Genomic DNA, 2,733 nt, shown 5'->3' with positions numbered 1-2,733 from the left:
GAACTTGGAGCACTGGCTTGGGGGCATGCCGTTTTTGCGCATCTCACGCCGCGCGATTGTTAACTTGGAGGCCGTGGAGAAGATCATACACTATGGGGATCGGCTCTACCAGGTTCATCTCCGCGACCAAAATCGCACCACCATCGAGGCCTCACGCTCCGGTGCCGTACTGCTGGCATCCTACATCAAAAAACACCGCCTGCCATCACCGTCCATTCAAACAATAAAAGCGACCGTTCGAGCAAATTTGTGCAAAAAGAACAATCCCTCCTCGTAGAATAGATGCACGGTGCTCCTGATTTGGTTACCGTGAGAATAACACGACGATATAAGGAGGGAATTTCATGAAGTTTGCACTTCGCCATCTTCTCTTTGTTCTTCCTACACTCGCCCTTGCAGGCTGCGGTGGCAGTTCAAGCAGCTCGGTATCAAATCCCCCCACACGAAACACCATCGCCGGTCTCCAGCACATTACCACGGTATCGAGCACGGTAGATCCAACGAATGGGGATCAGAACCCCTACGCCATCGCGTTTGCTCCAACAAGCTTTACCGGTGATGGGAACCCAGCCCACGTACAGCCTGGAGACCTCGTTGTTTCTAACTTCAGTAACGCCTCAGGGGTGAACGGAGCCGGTACCACCGTAGAGGCGATTCGTAATGGGAAACCGGTAACCGTGTATAACGAGACGAATGCCCCCACGGCTTCCGGCGGTACCGTGAGCACGGCGGGCCCGGTAGCTATTGCCTTTGCGCCAAATGGCAATCTGTGGATAGCCAACTACGGCCTTAGTGGCACAGGCAGCGATGGAAACGTGCAGATCGTAACCCCTGCCGGCATTGTTAACCAAACCTTCACCGATCCGCGAGTGGTGGCCGGATGGGGACAGGCTTTCAATGGAGGCTATGGCGGCAAGTTCGCTTTCTTTACGGTGAACGTTAATGCGGGCACAGTCGTCCGCATCAACATCAGCATTGTCAACGGGAAACCGTCCTTTAGCTTCGATCAGATCACCCCAGATTTAGGGCATAGTGGCAATAACGCCTCGAACATTGTTGGGCCTCAGGGAATGGTACATACCGCCGACGATACTCTCTATGTGGCCGATGGTGCTACCAACTCCATTATCGCGATTCCCAATAGCACTACCACCGGTATGACTACCGGTCGGGTGGTTTACCAGGGCAGTCCCTTAAACCAACCGGCAGGAATGACACTGAACCCGCTAAATGGAGACCTTATTGTTGCTAACCAGAAGGACAATAACCTGGTGGAGCTTACTCCATCTGGCCAGGTTGTAGCGGTTAAAACCGTTGATTTAACCCCCGTAAACCCCACTACCGGTGCCGGCTCTGCCCTTTTTGGGGTCGTTGCTACTACAGATAGTAACGGCAATTTGGTGGTCTATTTCACCAATGACAACCAAAATACTGTAGAGAAGCTATCGCAGTAGTTCTCTCTAAACCATGTGGGGCGTGTCTTTTCTCACGCCCCACGAATCTGCTGAAAGGAGCACAGATATGCGGCTTAACGGCAAGAAAAGCATTCTGCTACTTTCTGGCGTTGGTATCGCCTCTAGCATCATAGCAGCTTCCTTAGGAGGATGGGGGCAAACAGCGCCTAAAGAAAACGCTAAATGGAGCCTGCGCGCCCCAAATGGCATTCAATTCGGGCTTATTAAAGGTTACGAACGTTGGCAAGTCGTAGCCATGCACTATCGCCCGGATATGAAGGAGATGCGCTACATCCTTGCAAACCCCATCGCCGTTCAAGCTTACCACAGAGGCATCCCCCGAAACGGCAAGGCGTTTCCTAACGGCGCGATCCTCGTAAAGATAGGGTACTCGCTGAAGCCGATCGACGCTTTTCCTAACGCCATCGAGCCGAACGTGCTGAAGCGTGTGGAGTTTATGGTGCGCGACCCCAAAACGTTTAAAAACACCGGAGGCTGGGGCTTCGCCCGCTTTGTTTACAACCAAACAACGAAAACGTACACGCCTTACGGCAAAAACGCCGGCTTCGCACAAGAGTGCTTCAACTGCCACGCCATCGTAAAGAAACAGGATTTCGTCTTTACAAACTATATCTCGAAAGGTTAGAACAGGAGGTTTCTCGTCCTAGACACACACCTACAAATGGTGGCCCGCGTGCCCCAAGTTCGCCTTTGCTGCCCGAATAGGGAGAGACACGAGAAAGACCTATGCAGCCCTTTCAGTGTAAGGGCAGGGAGGCAGTCAAAGCATTGGCAGTTGGATTGCTAGGAGGAACCATCAATCTCCTAGCAATCCATCTCGTCCAGCTCCGGTGGCCTCATCCAGGAACAGGTGGTCTTGCGCACGTCGTTTGGAAAACGCTAAGTTTTGTTTTATTCTTTCTGGGTTTCAGGCACTCTCCCTTACCTCCACCCTCAGAGACGGTCAAAACTCTTTTCCACATCGTAGTTGGGATGATAATGGCTTGGATATATGCTGTGTTTTTCTATTCACGCCTTACCGGACCGCCGTGGTTGCGCGGTCTCATTTTTGTGCAAATCCCTTTCCTTATTCAAGTATTTGTGATCTTGCCCCAGATCGGGGCGGGAGTATTGGGTTTAAAGCTAGGCCTAGCTACACCGTTCCTAGTTTTCATCCTCAATGCCATCTACGGCTTAATTCTAGGCGCGTTCTATGTACCTTGCTCTGCCGATACTAAAATTTCACGATAATTTTACGGTATGAAGTTATAATAGACCC

The 2,733-nt window shown here is 51.6% G+C and carries 3 protein-coding genes; all 3 read left to right on the top strand.

Annotation, left to right across the window (positions count from 1 at the left end; genetic code table 11):
* Positions 1 to 277 (top strand): LytTR family DNA-binding domain-containing protein (locus VKV18_RS00235; protein WP_324202221.1); only part of this gene is annotated, 277 nt, incomplete at its 5' end.
* 67 nt (positions 278 to 344) lie between these two features.
* The gene (locus VKV18_RS00230; RefSeq protein WP_324202220.1) at positions 345 to 1,454 is read left to right on the top strand and encodes an SMP-30/gluconolactonase/LRE family protein; all 1,110 of its coding nucleotides are present in this window, start codon (positions 345 to 347) and stop codon (positions 1,452 to 1,454) included.
* 67 nt (positions 1,455 to 1,521) lie between these two features.
* Entirely contained in the window at positions 1,522 to 2,100 is a 579-nt protein-coding gene (locus tag VKV18_RS00225; RefSeq protein ID WP_324202219.1) for a cytochrome P460 family protein, read from the top strand.
* Positions 2,101 to 2,733 lie beyond the last annotated feature (633 nt).

The sequence above is a fragment of the Chthonomonas sp. genome (assembly GCF_035294505.1).
In the GTDB taxonomy this organism is placed as follows: domain Bacteria; phylum Armatimonadota; class Chthonomonadetes; order Chthonomonadales; family Chthonomonadaceae; genus Chthonomonas.
This window is presented reverse-complemented; position numbering and strand designations above follow the sequence as displayed.